Raw genomic sequence first — 26,498 nt, 5'->3', positions numbered from 1 at the left:
ACGTATTGCATAAATAATTATGGAGCAATGTTACTGTTTAATAAAATAGTGTGATTGTATTTTTGTAAACCTGCTAAATAAAAATCCATTTTATCTGGCTCCGTTCGAGATTAGCTATTTTGGAAAAGAAAACTTTTGGCGTAAATCCTGTTAATTTTTTAAAATCTCTAATCATGTGGGACTGATCGAAATAATCCAGGTTATAAGACAGACCTATTTTGTTTCTATCTTCGAGGTGGCTTTGAATTGCAGCTCGAAATCTGATGATTTTTTTGAATTGGGAGGGGGTTTTACAGATATGTTGATCAAATTGCTTATTTATGGTTGTTCTCGATCTTCTTGTTTTTAGCGAAAATTCTGACATCGATTGATTGACGTTGCTTGTATCTAACATTTCGGTAATTATGTTTTCGAGCAACGCATTTTCAAATGGCCAAAATTTTGATATCCAATAGTGTTCTAATGCCTTGATTCGCTCGTCCTGGTCATCTATGGACAGGATGGATCTCATAGCATCTTTATAATCCAGGTGTGGGTTAAAATCGGGAAATGTTCCGCTGTTATAATCGCTTAAATCATTGGGTATAAAAGCATTTATCCCAAGAGGTTTGAAGTAAGTGGTAATTTCATTTATTTTCCCCTCGTAACACACTAAAACAGGTTCATTAAAATTGCATACAAGGTTTGTTTCTATCGAATTGGATGGAAAATGCTTCGTAATCACCATATTTAAGCTTACCATCGTTTGGGTCTGCTCACTTATCGTCACAATGGTGTAAATACTCGGAAATGTAAAATATACCGTCGCTTTTTCTTCGTCAGTTTTCTCAAGTATATAGAAGCATTCAATATATTTTTTTAGGAGTAAGCTCTCTGGTCTATATATTTTTATCGTCATCTCTTTTCTTCATATAAATAGGCTTTGTTCTTGCCTCATCCTTTTAAATTTGAAAGTATTTGATAATCGATTTAAATATAGACAACCTTTATGATAATTTTCACCAAGCTTTATTTCTTAAAACACTTATTTTTAGATTGAGGAAAGGATGAATCCGATAGAAATTAATTTTTATTGTACTTTAGTAGCTAATTAACCGTTTAATTAAAAAACAAAATGAACGATTTGAACCCGGAAGAGAATTACATCGCAATAAACAAACACTCGTGGAATAACAGAACGGATACGCATTTAAAATCAGATTTTTACAATCTAACAGGATTTTTAAAAGGGGAGACTTCGCTGAATTCAATTGAGTTAGCATTATTGGGTGATATCAGTGGGAAAAAAATATTACACTTACAATGTCATTTTGGACAGGATACAATTTCTTTGAGTAGACTTGGCGCAAAAGTTACTGGTGTTGACCTATCTGACAAGGCTATAGAAAGTGCGCGCGAAATTGCGAAAGATACGCATGCTGATGTGCAGTTTATCTGTTGTGATCTATATGAGCTTGAGAATCATCTTGATGAACAATTTGATCTAGTCTTTACAAGTTACGGAACGATTACTTGGTTACCTGATTTAGATAAATGGGCGAAAGTAATTTCACGTTTCTTGAAACCGAAAGGGAAGTTTATTTTTGTCGAGTTTCATCCAGTTGTTTGGATGTTTGATGACAATTTTGATAAAATTGGTTATAATTATTTTAATATTGCTCCAATTGTTGAAACAGAGCAGGGAACCTATGCCGATAAAGATGCCGCTATTTCGCAGTCCTATGTCACCTGGAATCATAGTATGAGTGAGGTCGTTGGTGCTTTACTTCATAATGGGCTGAACATTCAAGACCTGAACGAATTTGACTATTCACCTTATCCCATTTTTAAAAACATGACAGAGCTAGATCCTAAAAAATTCAGAATAGCCCATTTGGGAAATAAGATTCCGATGGTCTATGCAATTGTTGCGCGTAAAAGTGAATAAATAAAATTCTGGGAATCGACCTGGTACTTATTTCTTTTTCAAATAACGATTTATCATGGGGCTAAAATCTATTTTGGAAGAAACCTGAATATGTTCGGCCAATACTGAGGCGGGAAATTCATCCAAAGTTTTGAAATTAATACAGCCTTTTTGAAACTTGGCCTTTGGTATTTTTAATTTTAGTTCTTCCATTAATTCGGGGTTAGTATAGATGACCAAGGAATGGAATGAAATATAATTCTTCGCGACTGTTAACCCGTATTTAAATACGCCTTGTTCATTAAAGCTGATTGCATTAGGGTTTGACATGAATTTTCCAAAGTTTTCCGAAACGGTATTGTCATTTTCTGATATTGCTTTCCGAAATTGACGAATTATTTGTTGCTCAGTGTCTGAAAGTGTATCAATATATTGATCTATTTCCATTAATTTTTTATTGTCCATAAAAGCTGTAGTTGTTCGCTAAAAATATTAAATTTTCTTTTATATCGATGTAGGCCAGCAGAAAAAGATTCGACGGGTTATGGCTAAGGATTGCTTAAAAGAAATTATTCAGGATTTTCTCGCGTTGGTATGATTCTGTGGCTACCCTAATATCGTGTTGTGAACGTATTTTGTATCGATTCGGACCTATTGTTGTACTATGACACTTAGTAGGAAGTTCCGTTTAGATTTTATATATTGCATCTATCAATTTTAAACCAACATTTAATTTCTCAACAATATAAATCTTCAGTTATGTGCAATAGTAGTCTTGAGGATCTTTTTCTTTTGGTGAAAGAGTCGAATGAAGATGCATTTGACGAACTTTATCATCGAACTTGGAAAAAATTGTATGAAATTGCTCTCAGACGCCTGCAACATGAAAACACAGCAAAAGAAGTTATTCAGGATCTTTACATTGATTTATGGGAGAAGCGGCATCGCAAAACAATTCAAGATGTCGATCATTACCTTTGCCAAGCCGTCCGTTTTAAAGTGATTGACAGGTTTCGAAAGGAAAAGAGGTATTTTGAAGAATTAGAAACAATGGTTGAAGAGCTAAGCGATGGATCAACCGCCGATGGCAACTATATTCAAACTGAATTAGAATCTATGCTGCATAACTGGATTGCACGTATGCCACAAAAACGCAGAGAAATATTCTTGCTTCGCTACAATGAGGATAAAACTGTTAAGGAAATTGCTAAATTATTAGGGTTGTCGACGAAAACTGTTCAAAATCAATTGCTTAATACAACAAATGCACTTAAGCTTCTAATCCAAAAAATTCTTTTTATGTTTTTTTAATTTTTTTTGGGAATTATCATTAGTCACAACGACATATAAGAAAGGAACCAATATAAACCATCTTATATGTCTGAAAGGAAACGTCATGTTCGCACAGTTTTAAAAGATCTTCTCGATCGGTATATTTCGGGAGATACCAATCCTGAAGAACGACAATTTGTTGAATACCTGTACGATGCAATGGACAGGGAGGGAGAGGTGCAAAATGATATGGACCGCATCGGAGAGGAGATTAAAGAAAAGGTTCATCATCGTATTAAAAAGCGTACTTTAAGTTTTCATATACCCAAAATAGGGTATGCTGCAGCAAGCATTATGATCCTTTTTGGGATATTTATATCCTATAGGCTCATCGATAGTTCAAAAACAAGCGAAAAAGTTCTTCATGTCACTAATCATAATCCGTCGTTAATAATCGGGAAAGAGAAACGGTTTGATTTGTTAGATACCTTGCCACAAGGAGCTCATTACACAACCATCAATGATGAAAAAGTACTAGCATTAAGTTCGGTTGCCAATGGGACAGATTTAGGGAAACTGCGCATAGAAAATCCTTCGAGAAATGTATTTTCTGTTTTACTGAACGATAGCACACAAGTATGGCTTAATTACTTGGCAACAATTGAACTTGAACCTGATTTTAATAAGAATAACCGTTCTGTCCATATTACTGGGGAGGTTTATTTTGATGTTCATAAACAATATTCTGCAGGTAAAAGGATTCCGTTTTCAGTCCGCTCTGCCTTGCAGACCATTGAGGTATTGGGAACAAAATTCAATGTAAATACATCGGGCAATTCCGAAGAAAATGTATTGCTTACAGAAGGGAGTATTCGTCTTACGCATAATCGCTATGGAACACAGGTGCTTATTAAGCCGGGACAGCAGGCTTTTCTGGAAAAAGATAAACCTAAAATCTTACTTATTCAATCTGAAAATATCGAAAAAGCAAATGCCTGGCGTAAAGGTTTGTTTTATTTTGATAATGAGAAGCTCGCTGAAGTTGCTCTCGAATTTGAACAATGGTACGGAATTCCAATTGTTATAGATTCAAAAATTGCAGGACTTCCCATTACAGGAATGATCAGCAGATATGAAAATATCAGCGAGGTTTTGGCGATCATTAAGATGACCAATAATATAAACTATATAGAAAGGAAAGGAACAATATATGTAACAGAAGCAAATCCATAAAAAATTAGGAATGCTGCTACATTCCTAATCGCGCCTTAACGGCTTTTGGTAATGATCAATTATTAATCAATTTTCAAATGTATAAATTACTTATGACATCCCGCAAACAAAATAAGTTTGCACGCAATTTTTTGTGCCTTTTTTTTGGCAGCCTTGTCTGGTTATTTAGTTCGGCCAAGCCAATCTTTGATGTACAGAAAAACATAACAATCGATTTTAATAATATTCCGGTTAAGCAGGTCTTTAAAGAGTTAAATAGTAAAACCGGTTTAAAATTTATTTATTCCCCAAATGACATCGACGACTCGAAACGTATATCCATGACATTTAGAGAGCAGCCGATAAAGACTGTTCTAGATAAGATTTTTTCAAGTTTAAAGATTTCTTACACGTTAAATGACAATACAATTATTGTGAAGCGTGACCTTCAACAAGCTTCAATACAAGAAGGCCGCGTCATTACGGGTCGGGTTCTTAATAAGCGACAGACGGCCCTGGCAAATGCTACTGTCGCGACAGGCCTTGGCAAGAATAGCACATCGACAGATGACCAAGGTCAGTTTACACTCAAGCTAGACCCGCAGGACAGTTATTTCATGGTTAGTCTTATCGGTTATGTAAGTCAGCGTGTACCACTTAAGACAAACGGAGAATATACGGTGATATTAGCTGATAGTATCAGCGCACTGGACGAGGTCGTTGTTGTCGGTTTTGGTACCCAAAGGCGTGCCTCTGTAGTAGGTGCGATCACGACGATCGAACCCAAACGCTTGCAAATAGGAACATCTCGCTCTATGAGTAACAATCTTGCGGGACAGCTTGCAGGTATTATTGCCGTACAGCGATCTGGAGAACCGGGGTACGATAATTCAAACTTTTGGATACGTGGTATCAGTACTTTCGGTGGAAGCAGAAGCCCATTGATTCTTGTGGACGGCGTTGAGCGATCTTTGGATAATATGGATCCCGAAGAAATCGAGTCGTTTTCGATATTGAAGGACGCGGCAGCGAGTGCAGTTTATGGTGTAAGGGGGGCAAACGGAGTGATTTTGATCAATACAAAGAGAGGAAAGGTGGGTAAGCCCAATGTTTCTGCTCGTTTTGAGCAGGGGATCACATCACCAGTACAGCTGCCTAAATTTGTTGGTGCAGCTGATTATTTGGAGGTAATGAATAGTATTCGGGAGGAACGTGGGGAGCAAGGCTTATATTCGAAAGAGCGGATCGAAAACATCCGTAATCATACGGATCCAGACCTTTATCCTGATGTCAATTGGTTGGATGCAGTACTTCGGGACCAAGCTGGAAATTCACGGGCGAATGTTAGTGTCAATGGAGGATCTGATATTTTGCGTTATTCCTTAGTAACTTCATATTATCGGGAAGGTGGGTTGATTGAACGCGATGAAAAACAGGCTTGGAATTCATCTTCACGGTTAAACCGTTATAATGTACGTTCCAATGTAGATATCAATGTTAGTCCAACCACTCTCTTCCGGTTGAATATTGGCGGATATCTCCAGGATAGGACAAGAGCTCCCCAAAGTGTTGATGAACTATTTCAGGAGGCTTTCACTATTCCTCCCTATGTACATCCTACCATCTATTCCTCTGGTGAAATACCTAGGACACCCCAGCGGACAAACCCCTGGGCATTGGCGACTCAACGCGGATATGAACGTATTAGCGCAAGTAAAATCGAATCTTTATTTGCGGTAGAACAGGACTTATCGTTTTGGTTGAAGGGATTAAAGGCTCGTGGGCTGTTTTCCTTTGATAGATACTCTAATACGTCTGTCGTTAGGAGTAAAAGCCCAGATTACTATAATCCAGCTATCGGAAGGGACGAAAATGGAAAATTAAAGTTAGTCATTGATAGTTATGGACAGGAATTCTTAGGCTATGAAAAAAATTCAGACTGGGGCGATAAAAGCATGTATCTTGAGGGAGCGATTAATTATGTTCAATCTTTTGGTGGCCATAACGTAGAGGGAATGTTTTTATACAATCAGCGAAATTATGATAATGGAGATCTTTTGCCTTATCGGAATCAAGGAATCGCAGGTAGATTTTCATACAATTATAGCAACAGATATATTGGGGAATTTAATTTTGGTTATAATGGATCCGAAAACTTTGCTCCAGGAAAACGTTATGGGTTCTTTCCTTCCTTTGCATTAGGCTGGTATATTTCCGAAGAGCCTTTTATGGAACATCTAAAAAGTACATTTTCCAAAATCAAACTGCGCGGATCTTATGGATTGGTGGGGAACGATAAGTTAGATGGTCGTCGGTTTGCCTATATCACAACCATTAATGAGACCGGTGGATATTCATGGGGCTTAAATAACGATTTTAAACGTAGTGGTCGTATGGAAGGTGATCAAGGTAATAGTGGACTTACTTGGGAAACAGTTGCTAAATCCAATATCGGTTTCGAATTAGGCTTATGGAAAACGCTGGAATTTCAGCTTGACCTATTTAATGAGGACCGGAAAAATATATTTATGCAACGTCGTTCTATACCCGGTTCGAGTGGTTTTACCAATGCGCCCTGGGCAAATTTTGGACGCGTAAACAATAAAGGCATCGATATGTCGCTTGAATTGAACCGGCAATTAAATCCAAACCTATTTCTTTCTGTTCGTAGCACATTTACTTATGCCCTAAACAAGATTTTAGAACAGGACGAACCTAGCGCAGTGATCGGTACCTCAAGGTCTTCTACCGGAAAGCCGATCGGACAATTGTTTGGCTTTATTGACGAGGGCCTATTTACGGACGCAGATTTTTCAGATATTGCTAACGGTACTCTTCGATCAGATATACCAAGACATACTTTTGGACCGGTGCGTCCAGGTGATATCAGATATCGGGATTTGAATGGTGATGGTGTGGTAGATGCCCTCGATAGAACTGCTATCGGTGGAACGGAAGATCCACAGATTGTATTTGGCTTCGGGTCCAACCTAAGGTACAAAGCTGTTGATTTCGGTTTCTTTTTTCAGGGTGTCTCTCGTACATACAGGATCATTGGTGGTTCAAATTTTATTCCCGGAAGTGCCAATGGAGCAATGGGAAATATTTTCGACAATGTTTCCGATCGATGGACCTTGGATAATCCTAGGCAGGACGTCTTCTATCCGCGGCTTTCTGATTATCAAAGTGCGAATAATAATTTGGCCTCCACTTGGTGGCTTAGGGACATGAGTTTTATAAGACTACGTAATATTGAATTGGGCTATAGCTTACCATCAAAAATTCTTGATCATCTCGCTATCCGTAATTTTAGAATATTTCTGCGTGGTAATAACCTGCTAACAGTGAGTGATTTTAAGCTTTGGGATCCAGAGCTTGGGGTTAATAATGGTATGCGCTATCCGATCATGAAATCTGTTTCTATGGGATTGGAATTGAATTTTAAATAGAAATAACCTATACAATGAAGACTATAAAATATAATGTTACCCGTATATTACTACTTGTTGCGCTGGGTTCCACAGTGACCTCTTGTTCGAAATATTTGGACAAGAGCCCTGATGATCAGCTTACTTTAGATATGATTTTTAAAGACAAAACCAGAACAGAGGACTGGCTGGCAGGAATATACAGCAATGTACCAGATCCATATTGGGGAAATACGCGAACACTTGGCTGGGATCCACTTTCGGATGATATGGCACCGTCTACGGGCTGGGAGCAATTTGGCTGGTCAGTTATAGGGATGCAGACCGGCAATTGGAATCCCAGTACCTCATGGGATCCTAATTATTGGGTAGAACTTCCCAAACGTATTCGTTCAGCTTATATTTTTCTGGACAATGTAAAACCAAACCCTGCGCAGTTGGTGACCGAGGAGGAGGTAAATCTTATGAAAGCTGAGGCTCGCTTTATGATCGTTTATTATTATACACTTCTGCTGGAAACCTATGGTGCTATACCGTTCCATCTTGGATTGACCGATCCGAATGCATCGGCCGAAGAATTGATGATTGGACAGACACCATTTGATCAGGTCGTGCAATGGGCAGAAAAGGAGCTATTGGATTTGTCTGCTATTTTACCCGTTAAATATAGTGCCGCTCAGAAATATGGTCGGGCGACGTCTATTATGTGCTTGGCAGTCAGAGCTCGTCTTCTACTATTTGCTGCAAGCCCATTAGTCAATGGTAATACCGCATACACCGGTTTTGTAAATAATAAGGGTGAAACCATATTCAATGGGAACTATAGTGTAGATAAATGGAAAACTGCGGCAGCGGCCTCAAAATTACTATTGGAAAAAGCTGAATCAGCTGGTCATAAATTATATATTGAATATAATGCTGATGGGTCTATAGATCCGTTTCTCTCGTATCAAAATATGTTGTTTAGACGACCTCAAGATGGGAATGATGAGATTCTTTTTGCTCGCCCTGATTGCAATATCTGGGAATATGATAGGCACGCACAACCAAGAGGTACTGGAGGAAACGGAGGACTGGGAATTACACAATCTTTAGTGGATGCCTTTTTCATGGAGAATGGCCGGAGGATTGATGACCCGTTATCTGGATATCAGGAAAAAGGATTCTCAAAGACGGCAGAAGTGCGAAATACACGCTGGACAGAATCTCAGGGAAATGGAAAGGTGACTTTGGAAGGTACCTATAATATGTATACCCATCGTGAACCACGATTTTATATTTCGGTTTTGTATAATGGTGCTTGGTATAGAAGAGAAAATCGGACAACCGAATTTTATAGTGGTAACTGGGATGGGGGACCTACACATGACGCCCCGCAAAATGGGTATCTTGTACGTAAGAAAGTCCATCCAGATCACGACCCCCGCAATGGAACAAATCCCTATAGACCAGGAATACTTTATCGGCTTGGCGAAGTGTATCTGAACTACGCCGAAGCACTAAATGAGTCCGACGCTAATCATCCTGATATATTAAAGTATGTCAATTTGATAAGGGTACGCGCAGGTGTACCACAATATGGTGTGGGAAAAGATGCTTTACCTGTGCCATCTTCGCAGGAGGGGATGCGCAAAGCAATCCGAGACGAGCGTCGGGTAGAACTAAATAATGAGGGTATCCGGTATCGTGATGTGCGACGCTGGAAAATTGGTGAAGCTGTGTTAAATGGGAATTTCTACGGAATGAATTTTTCTGGTACAGAAAAGGATGACAATGAATCTAACCCCAAAGCATTTTTCAAACGCTCAGTTTATCAAAAGCGTATATTTACAGCAAAGAATTACTGGTTTCCAATTCCACAAACGGAGATAGATAAGAATCCAAATTTGGTCCAAAATCCGGGCTGGAAATAAGTATTAAAAACCAATCCAGTTTCAATACTTATTGAATATGCTGCTTAGTTTTTTTGCTACGCGGCATATTCTTTTATAAAGAATATGTTGAATTTCTATTTCAGGTTCTAATTTAAAATTTTACCCCTCTTTATTTGTGATTTTACCCCTTGTGGTTGATAAGTTATTTATAATTTAATGTTATTAATCAAATTATAAAATTCGTGTTCGTCGGAATTAGAATACGTCTGTAAAAATTATAACAAATTATAAAACTAAAAACAACATTATGAGAAAATTTATGATGGTGATTTCTATTGGAGTCATTGGGCTACTGAGCTGCCAAAAGTCTGTTCAACTAGATTCTCCGACACCCTTAAAAACAAAAGCGAAGGCGAATCTGGCAAGTGTGGGCAATACTTACTACATAGATCCCAACGGAAACGATGATAGCACAGGAATGAGCACAACTACAGCATGGAGAACATTGGCCAAAATTAATGCCTCGGTTTTTGGCCCCGGCGACCGTATCTTATTCAAGAGCGGTGGCGTATGGAATGACACTTTGCATATGAAAAATTCGGGAACAGCTGAAGCTCCCATTATCATAGATAAATATGGCGGTGATGTTCGTCCGATTATCAACGGCGGTGGAAAGAGGAATGGATCAAATGCGCTATACCTTAATAAAGTATCTTATTTTGAAGTAAATAACCTCGAACTGACGAATACAATCCCAAGCGGGACAAGTTATGCTGCCACGGGAATCCGCGTGATTGGAGGTAGTTCTGCAGGAACAGCAATCAGCAATGTCTCCATTAGAAATTGTTATGTTCATGACGTCAATGGTGCTATCGATGGACAGACCAATTATAACAAAAGCTCTGGCGGGATTATCCTAGACGGTAAAATATACGGGGCTTTGGTACAAAGTTGTCATGTCGCCAACTGTTCCGTTGAAGGGATAAGGACCACTGGCGATAGGGCTATGGCAGCAAGATCAAAAGATATTATTATCGATAACAATTTGATTGAATATATCTACGGCGACGGCATCGTTATGTCTGGTGTGACGGGAGGAAGTAAAATTACACACAATACGGTCTATAAGGCATGTATGAACACAGGCTCTGAGAATTATGCGGGTATTTGGACAATTGGCAGCTTGAATACGCTGGTGGCTTATAATGAGGTTTACGGTATGACAGGCGGAGGGGCCAACGATGGAGTCGCGTTCGATGCCGATGGCTATGATACCAATTCAGTAACCGATGGAGATATCTTCGAATACAATTATTCGCATGATAATAACGGCGGATTTATGCTTTTTATGAATCAGTCTAAGAATATTAAAGTCCGCTACAACGTTTCTGTTAACGATATCGGTACAACAAGGTTAAAGAAGCTCTTTTTGATCGAAAAAACAACATACGATTCCCGTGAGATTTATAATAATGTATTCTACATCAAAAATCCAACCGCCAGCCTGTTTAACGTCATGAATGGCGTGAGTTCAGGAAAGCCTTATGCAACATTTTCAAATAATATTTTTTACACGACCTCGACCATTAGTAGTCTGTCTACTCAGGCCGATAACGGACTGAAGTTTAACAATAATTGTTTATTTCCGTCAAATACATTTACGTCATTGAACTGGGGAACTACCGTGCGGAACAACAATTTCTATGAAGATCCGGTATTTGTCAATCCAATTGGTGGAAATGGCCTTGACGCTGCAAAAGGTTATGATGTCGGTTCCAGTTCGGCTGCCCTTAATGCTGGTGTATTTATAAGTAACAATGGGGGCGAGGATTTCGCTGGAAATGCGCTGCCATTGGGTAATCCAGACGTTGGAGCGTTTCAGCATGCTGTTGTAGCCAATGCCGGAAGTTCTCTTGCCGATGCCTATGTCCGTAACGGTACCTATGCGAGTACAAATTATGGAACTACAGCTGATCTTGTCATCAAATCCGACGCTACATCTTACGCGCGTAAAGCATACGCTAAATTTGATATTGCGATGATTACTAAACCTAAAGTGAGTTCGGCAAAATTAAAAATGTATGTTGCAGGAGTGAATACAGCACCACAACGGACTATTAATATTTATACAACCTCCACGACATCTTGGTTGGAAAATAGCATTAATTGGAACAATGCACCAATGGATACTGTACTTGTCGGTAAGATTTCTGTTTCAGGGATAGGTTTACAGACTGTCGACGTCACCTCGGCCATTAACAGATTGCTTACCGGTACTGATCGTAAAGTATCCTTTCTATTTTTAAATACAGCTGCGGCTTCTTCTACAAATGATATGTCTTTTAGTAGCAGGGAAGCAACCGCCAATAAGCCAACGTTGGAACTGCTTTATTAACGGGTACTTATTTCAGCGGTAATTCTCTTGTATTTAGAATAGCTGGATTAAAAAGCCGCAAGGAATACCAATTCTTTGCGGCTTTTGATTGGGAGAGCGTAAAAGTCTGAAACTAATTCCTAATTGAAAGTTGTCGCTCGTGCGTCATACTATAGCCAGTTTTTAAAGTTAAATGGACGTACGATGCTCACAAAAATTATTATTTCGTAAATTCATACTATGAAGTATCCGATACACTATTGGATAGCTTCCTCATACTAATAAAAGGAATGCATGAAAAGCACGAAACGAAGTAAAGGTTTTCTCTTCAAACAATATGAAGAGCCGTTTCAAACGCCTTTTGATAAATTATTTGACATTTTCAAAGAACTGATTACCCATACCTCTGGTGATTTTGATGAAGCCATTGACTGGCTTAGGCAATTGGATAAAGAGTTCAAACTGACGACTCCAGCCTATACGATAGACGATTTCATTGCGGATCTGAAAGATAAAGGTTATATCCGAGAAAAAGTGGAGTTTGGTGGTGAAGGCGGCGTAGATATTACCTCAAAGCTGGAGAAAGCCTTACGTCAGCATGCCTTGGACCAGATTTTTGGGAAAATGAGGAAAGGAAAATCAGGCAATCATAAAACCAATCACCAGGGACGGAGTGACGAAAATATGGGCGATTTCAGAAACTATCAGTACGGAGATGGCTTGGAGAAAATAGTTATGACAGAGAGCTTGAAAAACGCACAGATCAATCATGGGATAGGCGAGTTTGCCTTATCAGAAAATGATCTCGTGGTAGAAGATACACAGTTTAAGTCGCAGATGAGTACAGTGTTGATGATCGATATCAGCCACAGTATGATTTTATACGGCGAGGATCGGATCACTCCTGCAAAAAAAGTAGCGATGGCTTTATCAGAACTTATTTTGACCCGATATCCGAAAGATTCACTTGACGTCATTGTTTTCGGAAACGATGCATGGCCTATCGCGATAAAAGACTTGCCTTATTTGCAAGTTGGACCATTTCATACCAATACGGTCGCAGGCTTAAAGCTAGCGATGGACTTGCTAAGGCGAAAACGGCATGCGAATAAGCAAATATTTATGATAACCGATGGAAAACCGAGCTGTTTAAATATGCCAGACGGTACCTATTATAAAAATCCTATGGGTTTGGATCCTTTTATCACTAGCAAGTGCTATAGTATGGCTGCGCAAGCCCGAAAGCTGGGAATACCAATTACAACCTTTATGATTGCTTCAGATCCTTATCTACAGCAATTTGTCGACGAGTTTACAGCTTCAAATCAAGGGAAGGCTTATTACACTGGACTTGGGGATCTAGGTGAAATGATTTTTGAGGATTACGAAGAAAATCGAAAAAAAAGAATACGATAAGAATATATGGATTACACGAAGATTACAACATTTGGTGCATTAAAAACTTCAGGTTATAAACCTAAAACAATAAAAGAAGAATTGCGTCAAAATCTGATTACAAACATAAAGGCGGGTGAAACCGTATTTAATGGAGTACATGGTTATGAAGATACCGTTATTCCAGAACTTGAGAGAGCAATTCTTTCCAAACACAACATTAATTTCCTGGGCCTTCGCGGTCAGGCGAAAACACGTCTAGCTAGGCTCATGGTCAACTTATTGGATGAATATGTGCCTGTGGTTCAAGGTTCAGAGATTAATGATGATCCGTTTAACCCCATATCGCGTTATGCGCTAGAACTTCTGCAGGAGAAAGGTGATGATACACCGATAAGCTGGCTTGGTAGAGGTGATCGTTTTGCGGAGAAACTGGCTACGCCAGATGTGACGGTCGCTGATTTGATTGGTGATGTAGATCCCATTAAAGCCGCAAACTTAAAACTGAGCTATGCAGACGATCGCGTGATTCACTTTGGTATGATTCCTCGGGCAAACCGTTCTATATTTGTCATTAATGAGCTGCCTGATCTTCAAGCTAGAATCCAGGTAGCTCTCTTCAATATATTGCAGGAGGGAGATATTCAGATCCGTGGTTTTAAGTTACGCTTACCGTTAGATGTACAATTTATATTTACTGCAAATCCGGAGGATTATACCAATAGAGGAAGTATTGTGACGCCACTGAAAGATCGCATAGGATCGCAGATACTCACACATTACCCTGCATCGGTTGAGATAGCAAAGGCAATTACAGCGCAGGAGGCGAACTTGGAAGCGGCCCAGAAGGAGCAGATATACGTTCCTGAGCTGGCTAGGGAACTGATTGAGCAGATAAGCTTTGAAGCACGAAATAGTGAATATGTTGATGAAAAGAGTGGCGTAAGTGCGCGTATGAGCATTACAGCATTTCAGAACTTATTAAGCACCGCTGAATTGCGCATGCTCAGAAGTGGGGCGCAAGCAACTGCAGTACGGCTGAGTGATTTTATGGGTATTGTGCCTGCGATAACGGGTAAAGTTGAGCTCGTTTATGAAGGCGAACAGGAAGGAGCGGGTATCGTCGCATTGCAGCTGATAGAAAACGCGATTAAAAACCTTTTTCCGATTTTATTTCCAAAAATTGAGAAACTGGAAAGAGAAAACGAACGTTATCCCTACGATGATATTGTTCGTTGGTTTTCAGAATCAGAGGGGATCGAGTTATCTGATGAACTCAACGATTCAACGTATGAGCAGGTTTTGGATCAAGTGAAACCTATACACGCTTTAATTCAGCAATACCAGCCGGAAACGAAGCCCGAAGATCTCCATTTTCTGGCCGAATTTGTATTATGGGGACTTACGCTCAACAATAAATTAAGTAAATATAGGTTGGGGACTGGCCTTCAGTTTCAAGATAACTTCCAGGGATATCTGAGAAATAATCTGTAACAGGCAACTAGTAACATGGTGGGTAAGTGTACAGCGCAAACTTACCCATCTGGTTTTTAATTAGGTCTCACAAGGAAAAAGGGTGGATAACTATCTTTTCATTAAAATTAAGTCAATCGATAGGCCAATAATAACGACGACGACAGTAAATGACAGATACCCTAAAATATAAACTGCGAGCGCTTTTAAATAACTGGGTATTTTGTAGGGATCGAAAAATTGTCCAATAGCCCAGATGCTATATAACATAGCGACGATGCTAGCTTGCACCATAACGCTTGTATGCGTTACACCTTCTACTAATGCAAAAATAGTATAGATCAACATCGTCATTCCTAAAATAAAACACAGCAGGATGACAATTTCAAAAAGATTAAAACCGTATTTATTAAAAAATAGTTTAGCCCAGAAAGCGATAAACAATCCAATCATGATATTAGCGTAACCATAGTGGTCTTGGATCCAGAGATATATCGAACCCGTGGTAGAATGCTGGGATTCGTAATAACTCACATATTTGTCGTTTACATGAAAAAAATGGCTTACTATAGAGTATATCAGTGAGGTGATGATGATAAAAATAATGGGTTTTACCAGGCGGCTTCGGTTCTCGGCAATATATTTTTTTACATTTTTTCCCGGCGTGGTAATAAGTTCACGAATCGTATATAAGATTCCGCGCTCGAAATGAAGGACATGTTCAATTTCGTGGACGATATAATGCGCATCAATTCTTTTAAGGACCGCTGGCTGCCCACATTTCGGACAGAAATTCAGTGTTATATCAGTCCCACAGTTTTTGCAATTTGTCATGTTTATACTATGCTACAGGTAATAAATTTGTTAATATTCGAGGATTCTATCCTTATCATGTTATGTAGATCGTTGGCTCTTGCTTCTTATCGATTAGAATTTGTCCAAAAATATTATAGATTATGTCAATCAATGCTACACCTAAGTGTAGTTTTATACAAACCTCCTTCTCCTGCGAAGAAAAGAGAATTAATGAGCTTTAGTGTAACCACCCCGTTCGCAGAATCTTTTGTTTATTTTGTTCAACCATTTAAATAAAACTATTATATTTGCAAAATACTTGACTAATCAAGTATTTTGCAAATAATAATATGACCGCAATTAATACGATTTTGAACATTATAAAAGTTCAATCTGTCATCACCAAAAAGTTTGATGGGTTGAGCTTGCATGGACTAAGTCTGACAGACTTTATGATCCTACATATTTTAAGTCAGGCTTCCGGGAACCGGTTACGGCGAATTGATCTGGCTGAAAGTACCGGTTTAACGGCCTCAGGGATTACACGGATTATTTCACCTATGGAAAAGATGGGGCTAGTTGTAAAAGAGCACAATGATAGAGATGCCCGGGTCAGTTATGTGAAGCTTACGGCGGCTGGTGATCGAATTTTTAAAGAGGCTACTGTTACAGCTGAGCACATCGCCAATAAGCTATTGGACGGAATGGCCGTAACAGATCTCCTTATTTTTGCTGCGCAATTGAAATCATTGGGTGGTGATTTATAATTTTAATTTAAAAGCACATGAACAAAATAGATAAAAAACAATTGAAAGCCGAATTCTTGGAAAGTAAACCATTGATGGGAGTTTTAACAATTTACAACAGGACCGAAAATAAAATACATATCGCTGATAGCATGAATTTAACGGCTCTTTCTAACAGAATCAGATTTATGTTAAACATGGGGCAATTTGACAACAAAAACTTGCAGGCGGATTGGAACCGATTGGGTGAGGGAAATTTCCTGTTTGAAAATGCAGTTATTATTCCATTTGAAAACGACAAAATCATTGATTATAAAAAAGTCGTACTTCACGCGGCAGCTGAATTGAAGAGTAAAGTGAGTGAAACAACAAGTATCTATTGATATGACAAGAAAGACGTATTTGTATCCCGGTTATGAAGCCGGAAGGAATTTGGCATTGAAAAATATCCAAGGCCCTATTGTAAATCTCAATTTAATTCAGTTGAGGAAAATCGCGGACTATACTAATTTTCCGGAGATTGCACCAATCAAAGAAATTTCGGGATACGATGCTTTCATGAATTATATAAAGCTAGCCAAACCTTTTGTGGAAGAAAGCGGCGGTGAGCTACTTTTTGTTGGGCATGGTGACCGGTTTCTGATAGGACCCGATCAGGAACAGTGGGATATCTGTATGCTGATTAAACAGAAAAGCGTGTCCGATTTTTTTTCATTTGAACAAAATCCAGCGTATATGAAGATTATAGGGCATCGGATTGCAGCTATCTCGGATTCAAGACTTTTACCCTTGGAAAATGTCCCGTTTTAAACGATACTTATCATAAAAAATACCGCCTATTTGAATAATAAATGTATATTTAACATTAATAAAAGTGAGCCTCGTATCGTATTCTTCTACAGCTTCGTGGAAAAGTGTTTTTGAGCAAATTTAAATTCGTGTTGAATATCCTTTCGAGATCAAGATAATTTGGAATTTGTGCATTAAACAATCCATCGTTAAGTTTTAATAAAGAAGGTTTGCTTGACAAATTAACATTTAGAAAAACCTAAAAATTGATCAGACATGAAACTAAAACAAATGGGGGTATTGAGTATTGCATTAATGAGTTTTACCAATGCTATAGCGCAAAAAATACACAATGCAGATAAGGCGGCGGGTTATCTTTTTGCTTATTTTGAGGGTTCGGGGGATAAAAATACACAAGAGCAATTGCGATTTGCAGTCAGTCAGGATGCGCAAAACTGGGTTGCATTAAATAACAATAAACCTATTTTGTCATCCGCAGATATATCCCAAACGGGAGGGATTCGTGATCCGCACATCCTTAGGGGAGAGGACAAAAAGTCATTTTATATGGTCGCAACTGATATGTTTACCGCCAAGAATGGTTGGGGAAGTAATCCTGGTATTATTCTGATGCGATCTGATAACCTGACGGATTGGAAACATAATACTATTGATCTGGCAAAATTATACCCTAAAAAATTTAAAAACGTAAAATGGGTATGGGCACCACAGACGATCTATGATCCAGTTGCGAAAAAATACCTTGTGTATTTTACGGTGAAATCATATGAGAACGATAAGCTTGATTTTTATGCAGCCTATGCGAATAAAGATTTTAGCGGATTTGAAAGGGAACCTACCTTATTGTTCAGTCCAAAATTTGGCGGTATTGATGGCGACATCGTCTATAAAGATGGGTTATACCATTTTTTCTTTAAGGGCAATACAAAAGATGGTGCGGGCAAAGAAGTGAAAAATGGGATTCAGCAGGCGACAAGTAAATCCCTAAAAGGACCATGGAAAGAAGACTTCCGGTATCTCGATGCCTATGCAGACACTTCTGTTGTTGTCGAAGGATCGAGTCTTTTTAAGTTGAACGGAACAGACGATTATATCTTGATGTATGATCTGTATGCGAATGGAAGATATGAATTTCAGCGCACAGATGATCTCTTTAATTTCTCCTCGAAACCTGAGGCTTTGCGTAAAAATTTTAACCCGCGACATGGAAGTGTGATTTCAATTAGCAAGGAAGAGTCTCGTCTTCTGAATAGTAAATGGGGTGGTGTACCCGGTGAATTACTATCTCCAGAGGATGTGGATGACAGGTATCGTTTTACCGCAAAGGGAAATCCGATTATTAAGCATCATTTTACGGCTGATCCAGCAGCAATGGTCAAGGGGGATACACTTTGGTTGTATGCAGGCCATGATTTTGCAGGTGGTCAGCAAGGCTATAAGATGAAAGACTGGATTGTTTATTCTACAACGGATTTAAAAAATTGGACGGAATATCCAGTGTCTTTGAGAATAAGTGATTTTACCTGGGCAAAAAGCGGCGATGCATTTGCGGGACACGTTACCGAACGTAATGGAAAATATTACTGGTACATAAGCTCTAATTGGTCGGGAATAGGTGTTGCTGTCGCAGATAGACCCGAAGGTCCCTTTAGAGATGCATTGGGGAAACCGTTATTGACCAATAAGGACTGTTTTGCTTCTTCCCATTCTTGGGCCTGTATCGACCCGGCTGTTTTTATTGATGACGATGGCCAAGCCTGGATTTTCTGGGGTAACCGTGAGTGCTACTACGCAAAGCTCAAGGAAAATATGGTTGAGATTGATGGCGAAGTAAAGCAATTGAATTTTGAAGGACTGGCTTTTACGGAAGCACCGTGGGTTCACAAGCACAATGGAAAATATTATTTGAGTTATGCCACGGAATTTCCGGAGAAGATCGCTTATGCCATGGCCGATAAGATCGACGGTCCTTATGTGTATAAAGGGATTCTGAATGAAATAGCAGGCAATAGCAATACGAACCATCAAGCAATTGTCCCTTTTAAAAACCAATGGTATTTCATTTACCATAATGGGGGGATTAACCCAGATGGAGGCAGTTTTAGCCGTTCGATTTGCATAGATACCCTAAATTACCGTGCAGACGGTACAATCCATAAAATTGAAATGACAACGGAAGGAACTACCGGGGACTAAAGTATGAAAAAGACGGCGAGCAAGCTAAAGTTGCTGCCGGAGAAGGTTGGGTGGAGACCGATTTAATAGATTAAAAATGTGGAACGACAGCATCGTTCCACAAAATGTTTTTCAGTGTAGTATTGTAGGATTCTTTTTACAGTATTCTTATCGAATCAATTCAGAAATTTAAAATGATGAGATAGGCATCTCCATTCATTTCAGCAATTACTTCTTTTGAGTCAAGTTTACTTATGAGGCAAATGTAACTTAGAATAGCAGTAGAAAGAATATGAAAAAGATACTTTTTTATGTGAAAATGGGAATATTTGGTTTTTTGCAAAAAAAATACCCCCTCTTTCATAATATTTTAGGCTCAAGCCCGGAATATCGAAAAATTTATCCAGGAAAAAATTTACCATTGTCGAATTAATAGATCTGAGTATGGCCAAAAACAATGAACTTCAGGTCGCGATAAAGCGTATTGTTATCTATTTTGAACGATAAAGTATGAGCTCAAATTGGTACAATATGATACATTGTATCAATTTTGCGCCGATTTGTTCCACCATGCTTAATTGTCATAAAAATTCTGTTGATTAGGCCTTTGTTTGTTATAGCTTTGGATTAGATCTTGTGTTTAACTTCATCAAGAATTGCCCTGTAGAAAATTACTGCGATGAAAGCCGATCAATCTCCTGTTGATTCCTTCGGATGGACATTAATGCTAAAATGCTAATTTTTAAAGTTATAGCAGATCAACTATAAATTCGTTCTATTCCATATAACCACATGAAAAGACAACATCGCTCCGTTTTTCTAAAATCTATTGTTTTAAGCAGCACAGCCTTTTTGGTTCTAGGTGCTCTTTTTTCCTGTTCGAGTAATCGAGGTTTTTCGGGTAAGCAGGAGTCGATATATCGCCATGAACTTGATCGTTTAAAGGAAGTGGCAAAAAATAACCTTACAGACAATATAAAGGAGTTCAATGCTTACGAGCACCGACCAAAATCGGACGGTGCTTTCGACGAATCCAACAACAAAGAATTCTTGGTCAATAACATTCCGTATTTTGAGAGTTCCAACGATACCCTAAGTCGCGTGTATAATTATCGTTGGTGGATGATCAGCAAGCATCTTCGGGATTATTACGATCCACATGATTCAAAGAAATATTGGGTTATAACAGAATTTTTCGGGTATCCCGCCTGGGGATCCTTGAGTGGAGCGATTACCTGCCCAACAGCGCATCAGTTTTACGATGTACGTTGGCTTCGTGATACAAAATACCTTCGATCTTATGCCGAATATTTTATGCTTGGATCAGCTTCCAAAATAAATCAACGGGAAAACGGTAATTTTTTGACCCATTTGAGCAGACCCGAAAGTGTTCATTTTTCCAGCTGGATGGTCGATGGTATTGAATCATTTTTAAAAATTCATCCCGATCAGGCCTGGACACAAAAGATGCTTCCCGCAATGGAGACCCATCAGCATCTTTTGGATAGCCTATTCACTGTAAAAAATCCAAATGCGAAGACCGACGGCATGTACAAAATTCTGGATCTGTACGATGGTATGGAATTCAGCCTTTCGGCGGTACTTGGCTTAATTGAAAGTAAAGGGCCCTATGCTATTTATACCGATAGTACCTGGAGAGACCTTTATTTAGGTTGGGGAACGACAGACAAGGCAGCAAATACGACTGCAGCGAAGGACTTTCCATTAGCCTTTACCAAAGGTTATCCTGATTTTTATTTGGTGCGCCCATCCGTTGGAAGTTATTCCTTTGGAAATACCAACGCATTGTACAATCTCTATAGACTGGAACAGCAACAACATCCTTCGATTACGAATAAGGTGAAAGCAGATTACTATAAGGTCAGAAGCCAGGAAATACAGCAGAAATTTCTCAGGGCACTTTGGAATTCAGATGATGGTTTTTTTAATACCTTGACTGCCGGTGACAACGCGTATGGTGTACGGGATTACGAAGCGCGGGTGCGGGAATCCGTTGGTTATACCCCCTGGTATTTCAATATGATACCGCCTGAGGATAATAAAAAGTATGAAGTAGCTTGGGCGATGTTTACTTCTGAAAAAGGTTTCAATAACCACAAAGGAATGACCACGGCCGAAAGGCAACACCCCTATTACAATGAGCAGGCTTATGCCTGGAACGGCAGAGGATGGCCTTTTCAAAACTCGGTCATCTATAAAGCATACAGCAACTATTTAAGAGATTATAAGAATCAAATCACTGCGCAGGACAAAGAGACCCTGTACGAACAAATTATGAAGCTTACCCGACTTCACGGTTATACCCACCCAAATATCGGTGAATGGTATATACCAAGTGACGGCGAGCAATTTGGTGGGCAGAATGATTATTTTCATTCAACCTATCCTGACATGATCATAGCAGATCTCATTGGCTTTAAGGCTACCCATCACAACAGCTTTCAGCTTCAGCCACTGATACCTGCGGGCAAAATGGATTATTTTTACCTCGGAAACTTAGACTATCACGGGAAAACTATCGACATTGTCTGGAAAGAAGACTGGGATCAAAACAAACCAGGAAAACAGTCTATGTTATGCATTTGGGTAGATCATGTTTTAAAGGCAAGCTGCAAGAATCTTGGTGTCAAAATAGACGTAAATTTAGACTAATATCAACAGGTGTTTAACCAATTTAAAATACATCGATTGGATGAATTTATTTTAACGGAAATTTAGAAAATAAGACTCTATTGCACAACCGTCATTTTAATTATACGGAACTCAATCGTTAAATTTGAGAAATTGAGCGGCACAATGGTAAATGATTACAAAAAATATGAGCTATTTGGAAGACCGATGATGCAAAAAATTGCTTTGAAGGCACCATTTACATTTGAATTTCCAGTAGCGGAACAGGCTTGCTTCCTCTATGTGCTGGAAGGGGAGATGCAATACCAAGCAAATGACGAAGATCTAACTATTGTGAAGCATTATTCCTTATTGCTGAATTGTATTAATTCTGGAAAGCGAATCCAAGATGTGAATCCAACGCAAGATTGTCAGCTGTTAATCGTCACTTTTTATCCAGATACCTTGAAGAAAGTTTACGATAGAGAGTTACCCTCGTTGCTGCTTGAACCCGAAAATATCATTTCAAACCAATCAAAAGAAAAAATTGACAATGATTTCCTGATCCAGAAATATGTGGAAGGCTTGCTGTTCTATTTTGAAAATCCTTCATTGATCAATGAAGATATACTGGTGCTCAAATTAAAAGAAATTATATTGCTCCTGTCCCAAACGAGAAACGCGTCGGTCATACGGGTGATATTATCACAGCTTTTTTCTTCAAGTACCTATTCGTTTAAACAGATCATTGAAGCCAATCTCTTTTCTCAATTGACCATTGAGCAGCTTGCGGAACAGAATAATCTGAGTGTTTCTTCATTTAAAAGAGAGTTTGCCAAATTATATCATGATACACCTGCCAGCTACATCAAAAATAAGAAGCTCGAAAAGGCGGCAGAGCTCCTTTTGGTTTCCAATCAGCGTGTTTCCGAAATTGCCTTTAACTGTGGATTTAACGACCTCGCAACATTTACAAAGAGTTTTAGTGACAAATACCACATATCGCCAACAAATTATCGTCGACAGCTTAAAAGCAACTAAAAACCAATGGTCATTTGTATATGGTATTCCATTTTTATCGAGGGGACCAAGTTTTCTCCAATAAGATTGTAGTCCTGTTATTTGAACTAAAATATCAAATCTTTGAACGAAATCAAAAAACCATTTTTCTTATTCTATTGCAACTTTGTAGTGTTCCATTAAAGGGGTGTTATTCCATGGATTGTGCCGTGAAAGCCTGACAACGACCTTACATTACAGGAACATTTTTTTGAAATTATCAACATTAAAAATAGAAAAAATGAATTTATCAGGTTTAGGAGTTTTCCACACAGTTATTGGTCTTACAGCACTTTTAGACGCTGTATTAGGTTTTATCAGCTATGGCAAGATCAATCTTAAAGTATTATCGGGGAAGTTATATTTTTATGCGACAGCCATCACTTCTCTTACGGCATTAGGAATTTCGAAACAGGGTGGCTTCAATGCCGGGCATGTTTTTTCACTCTTCATCTTGGTTCTTGTCACGGTGGCCTATTGGCTGCACGCAACAAAGAAAAGTAGTACGAAGGCCCGGTATTTTGAGAATTTTCTATGGTCATTCAGTTTTTTCTTGTCGCTGGTGCCTACTGTTAATGAGACCTTTACCAGAGTTCCAGTCGGACATCCCTTGGCAACGGATATAAATGATCCAATTATTGGACAGACCCTTCTTTTCCTTTTTGTGCTTTTTATTATTGCAGTCATTTTTCAATACTTCAAACAAAAGAAAATCAACACTGAATTGGGGGCAGAACTAAAAAGTCGAATCCAGTAGATCTATTTGATCCAAGCCGTTCTCGCACGCTCATCTTTAGCGCCTTTCGATTCATGTGATGCTGTACTCTAGTTTGTTGTACATTATTTAAAATATGACAAACTAATCTTTTGCTTTTATTGTTAAAATTTGTAAGAGTTTTAATAACATAATCATTTTGAAATATATGCTTAATTACGATTGTTTAAAGAAATTAAAGATGTGCGGCGCAAAAAATAATTCAACAGGATTAATTCTGGCAATGGTGGCGGGAGCGGCACTTGGTACATTGGTCGGTGTATTGGTGGCACCGAATAGCGGAAGAAAAACGCGAAAGAAAATCAAGGCAAAAACAAGGGATCTCAAAGAGCAGGCAAAACATAAATACGAAGAAGTAGCCGATAAAGTGAAAGAAGAGTATGATCATGTGTCATCCTCAATTAGCCAGACAGCAGGCCATGTGGCTGATAAGGTCTCTGATGAATTTGATAAGTATAAAGATCAAATAAGTGCTAAGACTGCCGAAGAGACAAAAGCGATTAAAGATGCGTTTAAAATTCAAAAAGAAAAATAACTTTTGATTCAAACAGCAGAACTGGCAATAGACATTGTGCGGTCTGCTGTTTTTTTTGATCTTCACCTCTTAAATTATAATGTCCATGCCCAGATGGATCATTTCTCCCATATCCAATGGTCATTCGATGGTTTTCGTTAGCTTTCAGTAGCTTAGTGAAATCCGGCTCTAAATTCCAGGGGCGAAAGTTTGGTTTTTGTTTTAAACAATTTGCTGAATGACTGTGCATGTTCAAAGCCTAATTCATAGGCGATTTGACTAACAGAAAGTGTCGTTGTTGACAATTTCTCCTTTGCTTTTTCAATCAGTTTTTCGTGAATATGCTGTTGGGTACTTTGCCCCGTTAGTACTTTAAGCAAACTGCTGAGATACTTAGAGGAAATATTTAAGCTATCTGCGATATATTGAACGGATGGAAGACCCTTTGAGATCAAACCATCTGTAGAAAAATAAGCATTCAGCAGTTCTTCCAGGCGATTTAAAACCTGATGATTGGCTTTCTCTCGCGTCAGGAATTGTCGGTTGTAAAAACGCTCCGAATAATTCAGTAATGTTTCGAGGTTTGATACAATAATGTTCTTGCTGAATTTGTCCATATTTGCTCGATATTCCCGTTGGATATTTCCAATAATATCGTTTAGTGTTTTCTCTTCACTTTCTGAAAGAAATAAAGCTTCATTTGCCGAATAATCGAAGAATTCATGCTCTTTAATGGTTTTCGCCAATGTGGTATTCCATAAAAAGTCTGGATGAATAAGCAACATCCACCCGCTTCGGTTTACGTTGGTAACAGCGTCATTTTCTTCCAGTTTCAGCAATTGATTGGGCGACATAAAGCCGAGTACACCGTTGTCAAAATCAAAGAGCTGCTGCCCATAGCGCATTTTGCCTGTGATGCCTCTTTTATTGGAAATGACATAAAAATCAAACAATAAGGCCGAAGCATCATCCAAAGGAGAACGTTTCATCTTTGAATAGTCCACAACACTGAGCAATGGATGCTCAGGCTGTGGTAAACCTCTTAATTGATGAAATTCACTGATCGTTTTTATACGCTGTGTTCGACTTTGTGGCATATAACAAATTTATAAATAATTCTGATGAACATCTTCCAATAAACCGATATGCGTAGGCGACCAATCTAATTGCTGCTGTGTCTCAAAACTTGTCGCCGGGCTATCGAAGGTGATGAAATGGCTCAGCCATTGGAAATGTTTGACAATATCTTCACCCCGTAATGAAGTAACAGGCAAATGTAATTTCGTGCCGATCAGTTCAGCAATTTCACTGATTTTAATGCCAATTTCACCAATAGCGTTGTACAATGCCCCAATTTCGGCTTTCTCGGCCGCCTTGCAGAAAACTTTTGCAGCGTCTAAACGATGAACTGCTGGCCAACGATTGTCCCCATTTAAGGGATAGGTCGAAACACCATGATCGCGTGCAAATTGGATCAGACTTGATGTGAAGCCTGCCATAAAGCCAAGATCACTGCTGCCGTGAACAGAGGGTGGTAAGCGAACCACTGAAGCATGGACACCTTTTGCTGCCAGGGCCATTGCCGCAGGTTCTGAACCTCTCGGTGAATTTAGGAGTGTACTTTCCTCTGTGACGAACCCGTTGATAAGTGGTAGACCCAAGGTTCCAGCTGTAACGACAAGCGGTTTTTGTGTACCGAGCAGCACTTCGCCCATGGCATTGATCGCATTGATATCAATTTCGGCAGCTTTTGCATATTCATTTGCAAACATCAGATCGTGGGAAAACCCCGTATGGATGACGGCGTCGGCGTTTGAAGCGGCTTGTTTTAATATATCCAAGTGTTGAAGATCGCTACGGATTACCTTAGCACCCAAATTGGCGATTATCTCCGCTGATTTTTCTGAGCGTGCTAAACCAGTTACTTGATGTCCCGCATCGATCATTTCTTGAACGACTGCTGAACCTATGAAGCCCGAAGCTCCAGTTATAAATACTTTCATAATCTTTTTTTTCTTGAGACAAAGTTCTGTGTAAAGTTGCCCGCAGATGTATCCAA

Annotated in this window: 21 protein-coding genes; 16 read left to right on the top strand and 5 right to left on the bottom strand. The window is 39.0% G+C overall.

All coding sequences use genetic code 11. From position 1 onward, the window contains the following. Positions 1–73 precede the first annotated feature (73 nt). Positions 74–898: a helix-turn-helix domain-containing protein gene (locus B4N43_RS05985; protein ID WP_286733500.1), complete on the bottom strand. Its 825-nt coding sequence runs from the start codon at positions 896–898 to the stop codon at positions 74–76. A gap of 216 nt (positions 899–1,114) precedes the next feature. On the opposite strand from B4N43_RS05985, the gene B4N43_RS05980 reads away from it, so the two are divergent. Then, a complete protein-coding gene (locus B4N43_RS05980; RefSeq protein WP_248933496.1) occupies positions 1,115–1,927 on the top strand; it encodes a class I SAM-dependent methyltransferase in 813 nt (270 codons plus the stop codon). Positions 1,928–1,954: 27 nt separating this feature from the next. Here B4N43_RS05980 and B4N43_RS05975 read toward each other — a convergent pair whose 3' ends face one another. Further along, positions 1,955–2,371 carry a hypothetical protein gene (locus B4N43_RS05975; RefSeq protein ID WP_248933497.1) on the bottom strand — a complete coding sequence of 139 codons (417 nt, stop codon included), beginning with the start codon at positions 2,369–2,371 and terminating at the stop codon, positions 1,955–1,957. A 237-nt stretch (positions 2,372–2,608) separates the two neighbouring features. Here B4N43_RS05975 and B4N43_RS05970 point away from each other — a divergent pair, with 237 nt between their 5' ends. The 7 genes from B4N43_RS05970 to B4N43_RS05940 all read left to right on the top strand — a co-directional run bounded on the left by B4N43_RS05970 (position 2,609) and on the right by B4N43_RS05940 (position 14,955). Next, positions 2,609–3,217: an RNA polymerase sigma factor gene (locus B4N43_RS05970; protein WP_157626019.1), complete on the top strand. Its 609-nt coding sequence runs from the start codon at positions 2,609–2,611 to the stop codon at positions 3,215–3,217. A gap of 66 nt (positions 3,218–3,283) precedes the next feature. Then, a complete protein-coding gene (locus B4N43_RS05965; RefSeq protein WP_248933498.1) occupies positions 3,284–4,411 on the top strand; it encodes a FecR family protein in 1,128 nt (375 codons plus the stop codon). Between the two features lie 77 nt (positions 4,412–4,488). After that, positions 4,489–7,839, top strand: coding sequence for a SusC/RagA family TonB-linked outer membrane protein (locus B4N43_RS05960; protein WP_286733498.1), 3,351 nt, complete (start codon positions 4,489–4,491; stop codon positions 7,837–7,839). A 14-nt stretch (positions 7,840–7,853) separates the two neighbouring features. After that, positions 7,854–9,731, top strand: a complete 1,878-nt coding sequence (locus B4N43_RS05955) for a RagB/SusD family nutrient uptake outer membrane protein (protein WP_286733496.1) — start codon at positions 7,854–7,856, stop codon at positions 9,729–9,731. A 268-nt stretch (positions 9,732–9,999) separates the two neighbouring features. Next, a complete protein-coding gene (locus B4N43_RS05950) occupies positions 10,000–12,087 on the top strand; it encodes a DUF7594 domain-containing protein (protein WP_286733494.1) in 2,088 nt (695 codons plus the stop codon). Between the two features lie 273 nt (positions 12,088–12,360). Further along, complete coding sequence (locus tag B4N43_RS05945) at positions 12,361–13,482, top strand: vWA domain-containing protein (RefSeq protein WP_286733492.1); 1,122 nt, start codon at positions 12,361–12,363, stop codon at positions 13,480–13,482. Positions 13,483–13,488: 6 nt separating this feature from the next. After that, positions 13,489–14,955 carry a sigma 54-interacting transcriptional regulator gene (locus B4N43_RS05940; RefSeq protein WP_286733489.1) on the top strand — a complete coding sequence of 489 codons (1,467 nt, stop codon included), beginning with the start codon at positions 13,489–13,491 and terminating at the stop codon, positions 14,953–14,955. 90 nt (positions 14,956–15,045) lie between these two features. On the opposite strand, the gene B4N43_RS05935 is transcribed toward B4N43_RS05940, so the two are convergent. Next, positions 15,046–15,768, bottom strand: a complete 723-nt coding sequence (locus B4N43_RS05935) for a DUF3667 domain-containing protein (RefSeq protein ID WP_120334600.1) — start codon at positions 15,766–15,768, stop codon at positions 15,046–15,048. 311 nt (positions 15,769–16,079) lie between these two features. On the opposite strand from B4N43_RS05935, the gene B4N43_RS05930 reads away from it, so the two are divergent. The 8 genes from B4N43_RS05930 (at position 16,080) to B4N43_RS05895 (ending at position 24,460) form a co-directional block, all read left to right on the top strand. Next, positions 16,080–16,496, top strand: a complete 417-nt coding sequence (locus B4N43_RS05930; RefSeq protein ID WP_088161148.1) for a MarR family winged helix-turn-helix transcriptional regulator — start codon at positions 16,080–16,082, stop codon at positions 16,494–16,496. Positions 16,497–16,513: 17 nt separating this feature from the next. Beyond that, positions 16,514–16,858, top strand: a complete 345-nt coding sequence (locus B4N43_RS05925; RefSeq protein ID WP_088161149.1) for a GIY-YIG nuclease family protein — start codon at positions 16,514–16,516, stop codon at positions 16,856–16,858. A gap of 1 nt (position 16,859) precedes the next feature. Beyond that, positions 16,860–17,285: a DUF1330 domain-containing protein gene (locus tag B4N43_RS05920; protein WP_088161150.1), complete on the top strand. Its 426-nt coding sequence runs from the start codon at positions 16,860–16,862 to the stop codon at positions 17,283–17,285. A gap of 255 nt (positions 17,286–17,540) precedes the next feature. Then, positions 17,541–19,481, top strand: a complete 1,941-nt coding sequence (locus tag B4N43_RS05915; protein WP_205398701.1) for a family 43 glycosylhydrolase — start codon at positions 17,541–17,543, stop codon at positions 19,479–19,481. Between the two features lie 771 nt (positions 19,482–20,252). Further along, positions 20,253–22,133, top strand: coding sequence for an MGH1-like glycoside hydrolase domain-containing protein (locus B4N43_RS05910; RefSeq protein WP_286733483.1), 1,881 nt, complete (start codon positions 20,253–20,255; stop codon positions 22,131–22,133). A 186-nt stretch (positions 22,134–22,319) separates the two neighbouring features. Next, entirely contained in the window at positions 22,320–23,132 is an 813-nt protein-coding gene (locus tag B4N43_RS05905) for a helix-turn-helix domain-containing protein (RefSeq protein WP_286733480.1), read from the top strand. Positions 23,133–23,391: 259 nt separating this feature from the next. Then, a complete protein-coding gene (locus B4N43_RS05900) occupies positions 23,392–23,907 on the top strand; it encodes a hypothetical protein (protein WP_286733479.1) in 516 nt (171 codons plus the stop codon). Between the two features lie 199 nt (positions 23,908–24,106). Then, positions 24,107–24,460, top strand: coding sequence for a YtxH domain-containing protein (locus tag B4N43_RS05895; RefSeq protein WP_286733478.1), 354 nt, complete (start codon positions 24,107–24,109; stop codon positions 24,458–24,460). A 152-nt stretch (positions 24,461–24,612) separates the two neighbouring features. Here B4N43_RS05895 and B4N43_RS05890 read toward each other — a convergent pair whose 3' ends face one another. Both B4N43_RS05890 and B4N43_RS05885 read right to left on the bottom strand, forming a co-directional pair. Continuing rightward, positions 24,613–25,536, bottom strand: coding sequence for a helix-turn-helix domain-containing protein (locus tag B4N43_RS05890; protein WP_286733476.1), 924 nt, complete (start codon positions 25,534–25,536; stop codon positions 24,613–24,615). A 9-nt stretch (positions 25,537–25,545) separates the two neighbouring features. Continuing rightward, positions 25,546–26,442, bottom strand: coding sequence for an SDR family oxidoreductase (locus B4N43_RS05885; protein ID WP_286733473.1), 897 nt, complete (start codon positions 26,440–26,442; stop codon positions 25,546–25,548). Positions 26,443–26,498: the final 56 nt, after the last annotated feature.

It is taken from the genome of Sphingobacterium sp. UBA1897, from assembly GCF_002337775.1.
GTDB classification, from domain to species: domain Bacteria; phylum Bacteroidota; class Bacteroidia; order Sphingobacteriales; family Sphingobacteriaceae; genus Sphingobacterium; species Sphingobacterium siyangense.
Note: the sequence above shows the minus strand (reverse complement) of the source record. Positions and strands in the feature narration are given on the sequence as shown.